This is a genomic window from Bifidobacterium asteroides (assembly GCF_009683175.1).
GTDB classification, from domain to species: Bacteria; Actinomycetota; Actinomycetes; order Actinomycetales; family Bifidobacteriaceae; genus Bombiscardovia; species Bombiscardovia asteroides_H.
Window position 1 is genome coordinate 1 of sequence record NZ_WKKW01000010.1, and the last position, 5,492, is coordinate 5,492.

Here is a 5,492-nt window from a genome sequence, read left to right on the forward strand (position 1 = left end):
TGTTGGTGTGGTGGTGGTTTGAGAACTCAAGAGCGTGTTTGTGCTACTTATAGCTTTTTGATTGCCAGTCCGATGCCCGCCCGGCTGTTGTCGGGTACGTGGGAGCGTTGTGAGGGGTGTCGGGGTTTTTCGTGGGTTGGTTTCCTCCTTATGGAAGCCGGCCCGTCAATTATTGATGTGAGTCGTTTCGGCTTCTTCATGTTTTTTGTGGAGGGTTTGATTCTGGCTCAGGATGAACGCTGGCGGCGTGCTTAACACATGCAAGTCGAACGGGATCCGGGCAGCTTGCTGCCTGGTGAGAGTGGCGAACGGGTGAGTAATGCGTGACCAACCTGCCCCATGCTTCGGAATAGCTCCTGGAAACGGGTGGTAATGCCGGATGCTCCGCGCTGTCGCATGATGGTGTGGGAAAGGGTTTACCGGCATGGGATGGGGTCGCGTCCTATCAGCTTGTTGGCGGGGTGATGGCCTGCCAAGGCTTCGACGGGTAGCCGGCCTGAGAGGGCGACCGGCCACATTGGGACTGAGATACGGCCCAGACTCCTACGGGAGGCAGCAGTGGGGAATATTGCACAATGGGCGAAAGCCTGATGCAGCGACGCCGCGTGCGGGATGACGGCCTTCGGGTTGTAAACCGCTTTTGATTGGGAGCAAGCGAGAGTGAGTGTACCTTTCGAATAAGCACCGGCTAACTACGTGCCAGCAGCCGCGGTAATACGTAGGGTGCAAGCGTTATCCGGATTTATTGGGCGTAAAGGGCTCGTAGGCGGTTCGTCGCGTCTGGTGTGAAAGTCCATCGCTTAACGGTGGATCGGCGCCGGGTACGGGCGGACTGGAGTGCGGTAGGGGAGACTGGAATTCCCGGTGTAACGGTGGAATGTGTAGATATCGGGAAGAACACCGATGGCGAAGGCAGGTCTCTGGGCCGTCACTGACGCTGAGGAGCGAAAGCGTGGGGAGCGAACAGGATTAGATACCCTGGTAGTCCACGCCGTAAACGGTGGATGCTGGATGTGGGGCCCGTTCCACGGGTTCCGTGTCGGAGCTAACGCGTTAAGCATCCCGCCTGGGGAGTACGGCCGCAAGGCTAAAACTCAAAGAAATTGACGGGGGCCCGCACAAGCGGCGGAGCATGCGGATTAATTCGATGCAACGCGAAGAACCTTACCTGGGCTTGACATGTGCCGGACGGCCGCGGAGACGCGGCTTCCCTTCGGGGCCGGTTCACAGGTGGTGCATGGTCGTCGTCAGCTCGTGTCGTGAGATGTTGGGTCAAGTCCCGCAACGAGCGCAACCCTCGCCTCGTGTTGCCAGCGGGTCATGCCGGGAACTCACGGGGGACCGCCGGGGTTAACCCGGAGGAAGGTGGGGATGACGTCAGATCATCATGCCCCTTACGTCCAGGGCTTCACGCATGCTACAATGGCCGGTACAACGGGATGCGACATGGTGACATGGAGCGGATCCCTGAAAACCGGTCTCAGTTCGGATCGGAGCCTGCAACCCGGCTCCGTGAAGGCGGAGTCGCTAGTAATCGCGGATCAGCAACGCCGCGGTGAATGCGTTCCCGGGCCTTGTACACACCGCCCGTCAAGTCATGAAAGTGGGCAGCACCCGAAGCCGGTGGCCCAACCCGTAAGGGGGGGAGCCGTCTAAGGTGAGGTCCGCGATTGGGACTAAGTCGTAACAAGGTAGCCGTACCGGAAGGTGCGGCTGGATCACCTCCTTTCTACGGAGATTATGGAAATCCCCTGCGTGTGATGCGTGGGGGTCGTGCCTGCGGGTCCGGCCGGATGGCCGGATGGTGTGGGCGTGCTGGCGTGGAACGGTCTTGAGGCTGTGGCATGGATGCGCTGTTGGGTTCCCGGACCGCCACCCTTGTGGGTGGTGTTCCTGATGCCCGTCGGGTTCCTCATGGGGTGTTGCCCTGTGGCGGGTCCTGTCGGTGTGCTGGTGGTTTGAGAACTGGATAGTGGACGCGAGCGGATGGCCGGCTTTCGGGCTGGTTGTCTGCTGTATTGTTTCGTCCGAGCCTATTTTTGAGTGGGTTCGGGTCGATCGTTTTGTGATCGTTTAGTGTGATGATTTGTCGTCTGGCAGTTCGCAGTTGTTGTTGTCGTGGCATGGCCTGTGGTCGTGTTGTCGGCAAGGGCGCATGGTGGATGCCTTGGCAGACAGGACCGATGAAGGACGCGTGGGGCCGCGATAGGCCTCGGGGAGCCGCCGACAGGGCTTTGATCCGAGGGTGTCCGAATGGGGTAACCCGCCGGCCGTGATGGGCCGGCACCGCATTCGTGCGGGGGGTACGCAGGGAAGTGAAACATCTCAGTACCTGCAGGAAAGGATATTCCGTGAGTAGTGGCGAGCGAAAGCGGATGATGGCCAAACCGGTGCCGTGTGATACCCGTCGGGGGTTGCGGCATGGGTGTTGTGGGACTTGGCGTCCGGGCTCCGACGGGCCCGGCGGCAGTGATAAAGCGGCGTGTGAGGCGAACGGGATTGAATTCCCGGCCGTAGAGGGTGATGGCCCCGTAGCCGAAGGCGCGCCGCCTGCCGGTTCTTGTTCCCAAGTAGCGCGGGACTCGTGGAATCCCGTGTGAATCGGCCCCGACCGTGGGGTAAGCCTGAATATTCCTGTCTGACCGATAGCGTACGAGTACCGTGAGGGAAAGGTGAAAAGCACCCCGGGAGGGGAGTGAAAGAGTTTCTGAAACCGTGTGCCTACAATCCGTCGGAGCCCTTCGGGGTGACGGCGTGCCTATCGAAAAATGAGTCTGCGAGTCAGTGGTGCGTGGCGAGGCTAACCCGTGTGGGGCAGCCGTAGCGAAAGCGAGTCCGATAAGGGCGTTCCAGTCGCGTGTCCTGGACCCGAAGCGGGATGATCTAGCCCTGGGCAGGTTGAAGCGCGGGTAAGACCGCGTGGAGGACCGAACGGACCTGGGTTGAAAACCGGGCCGATGACCTGGGGCTAGGGGTGAAAGGCCAATCAAATTCCGTGATAGCTGGTTCTCTCCGAAATGCATTTCGGTGCAGCGTCGCGTGAGTGCCTCCATGGGGTAGAGCTACTGGATGCTTGAGGGCCCGTATCGGGTACCGACAGCAGCCAAACTCCGAATACGTGTGAGGTGTATCGCGGCAGTGAGTCGGCGGGGGATAAGCTCCGTCGTCGAGAGGGAGACAGCCCAGATCGTCGTCTAAGGTCCCCAAGCGCGTGCTAAGTGGGAAAGGATGTGGAGTCGCATAGACAGCCAGGAGGTTGGCTCAGAAGCAGCCATCCTTGAAAGAGTGCGTAACAGCTCACTGGTCTAGTGGTTCCGCGCCGATAATGTAGCGGGGCTCAAGCACGCCACCGAAGACGCGGCAGCGCAGTTCGCTGTGCTGGGTAGGAGAGCGTTCCGCGTGGGGTGAAGCGGCGGCGTGAGCCGGCCGTGGACCGCGTGGAAGTGAGAATGCAGACATGAGTAGCGAGAGGCGGGTGAGAATCCCGTCCGCTGGATGACCAAGGGTTCCGGGGCCACGTTCGTCGTCCCCGGGTGAGTCGGGTCCTAAGGCGAGGCCGACAGGCGTAGTCGAATGGATGAAGGAGTCGATATTCTCCTACCGGCGTCAAGCCGTCCAATCCAAGACGTGGAAGCGTGCCCTTACCCGTGTCGGGCGATGGTCTTCGGACCGTCCGATGGCATGGGACCGGCGTGTGGATGCGTGGCGGGTAGCGCGGGAGTGACACGGAACGGGAGCCGGGCCGCGGTGGTGGTTATCCGTGGTCAAGCATGCGGCGCGTCGGGCAGGCAAATCCGCCCGGCATGAGCGCGAGGTGTGATGATGGGGGGTCTTGTGCCCCGAATCCGGTGTGCCGTTCCGTCGAGAAAAGCTTCGGCGTGAGGATTGGCGCCGCCCGTACCCCAAACCGACACTGGTGGTCAGGTAGAGTATACCAAAGCGATCGAGCGAATCCTGGTCAAGGAACTCGGCAAATCACTCCCGTGCCTTCGGTATAAGGGAGGCCCCGGCCGGTGAGGCGCCTTGCGCGCGGAGCCGGCTGGGGCGGCACAGACCAGGGGGTAGCGACTGTTTACCAAAAACACAGGTGCATGCGAAGACGTAAGTCGCTGTATATGCACTGACGCCTGCCCGGTGCCGGAAGGTTAAGAGGATCCGTCATCCCTCTTCGGAGGGGGCAGCGGTGAATTCAAGCCCCGGTAAACGGCGGTGGTAACTATAACCATCCTAAGGTAGCGAAATTCCTTGTCGGGTAAGTTCCGACCTGCACGAATGGCGTAACGACTTCCCCACTGTCTCGACCAGGAGCTCGGCGAAATTGCAGTACGAGTAAAGATGCTCGTTAAGCGCAGAAGGACGAAAAGACCCCGGGACCTTTACTATACCTTGGTATTGGCGTTAGGTGCGGACTGTGTAGCATAGGCGGGAGGCTTCGAAGCGGGTGCGCCAGCATCCGTGGAGCCGGAATGTGAAATACCGCTCTGTCCTCATCTGGCCTCTAACCTCGGCCGGTCATCCCGGCCAGGGACAGTGCCTGGCGGGTAGTTTAACTGGGGCGGTTGCCTCCCAAAGAGTAACGGAGGCGCCCAAGGGTTCCCTCAGCCCGGTTGGCAATCGGGTGTTGAGTGCAATCGCACAAGGGAGCTTGACTGCGAGACCGACGGGTCGAGCAGGGACGAAAGTCGGAGATAGTGATCCGGTGCCGGCGTACGGACGCGGCATCGCTCAACGGATAAAAGGTACCCCGGGGATAACAGGCTGATCATCCCCAAGAGTCCATATCGACGGGATGGTTTGGCACCTCGATGTCGGCTCGTCGCATCCTGGGGCTGGAGCAGGTCCCAAGGGTTCGGCCGTTCGCCGATTAAAGCGGCACGCGAGCTGGGTTCAGAACGTCGTGAGACAGTTTGGTCTCTATCCTCTGCGCTCGTTGGAATCTTGAGGAGCCCTGCCCATAGTACGAGAGGACCTGGGTGGACGAACCTCTGGTATGCCGGTTGTCGCGCCAGCGGCACGGCCGGTTGGCTACGTTCGGATGGGATAACCGCTGAAAGCATCTAAGCGGGAAGCCCCCTCCAAGATAAGGATTCCATGAAGCCTCCGGGCTTCTGAAGACCCCATGCAGAACACATGGTCGATAGACCGGACGTGGACACCCCGCAAGGGGCGGAGCCGACCGGCACTAATGGTCGAGGACAACACAACACCCACCCCCTGGAGGGGTGGCGGCATCAACCCTACTGCGCATCCTGCCTGCGGCAATATGCACGAACACGCAGGCGATCGACAACGGAACACGCGTCCACCATCCGGTCCCCGAACCGCCAGAAGACCCCATGCCCTTCGCATGAAGGGGATGGATGAAATTGAAGATTCGCGGCGGTCATGGCCTGGGGGAGACGCCCGGTCCCATTCCGAACCCGGAAGCTAAGACCCAGCACGGCAATGGTACTGCACCCGGAAGAGTGTGGGAGAGTAGCACACCGCCGCCA

Annotated in this window: 3 rRNA genes; all 3 read left to right on the forward strand. The window is 60.6% G+C overall.

Going from position 1 to position 5,492, the window contains the following annotated elements:
- Window positions 1–204 precede the first annotated feature (204 nt).
- The 3 genes from GKC41_RS08600 (at window position 205) to rrf (ending at window position 5,492) form a co-directional block, all read left to right on the forward strand.
- Window positions 205–1,729, forward strand: a 16S ribosomal RNA gene (locus GKC41_RS08600).
- Window positions 1,730–2,135: 406 nt separating this feature from the next.
- Window positions 2,136–5,205 (forward strand): 23S ribosomal RNA (locus GKC41_RS08605).
- A 170-nt stretch (window positions 5,206–5,375) separates the two neighbouring features.
- A 5S ribosomal RNA gene (gene rrf / locus GKC41_RS08610) occupies window positions 5,376–5,492 on the forward strand.
- Together the 16S, 23S and 5S rRNA genes form the textbook arrangement of a ribosomal RNA operon.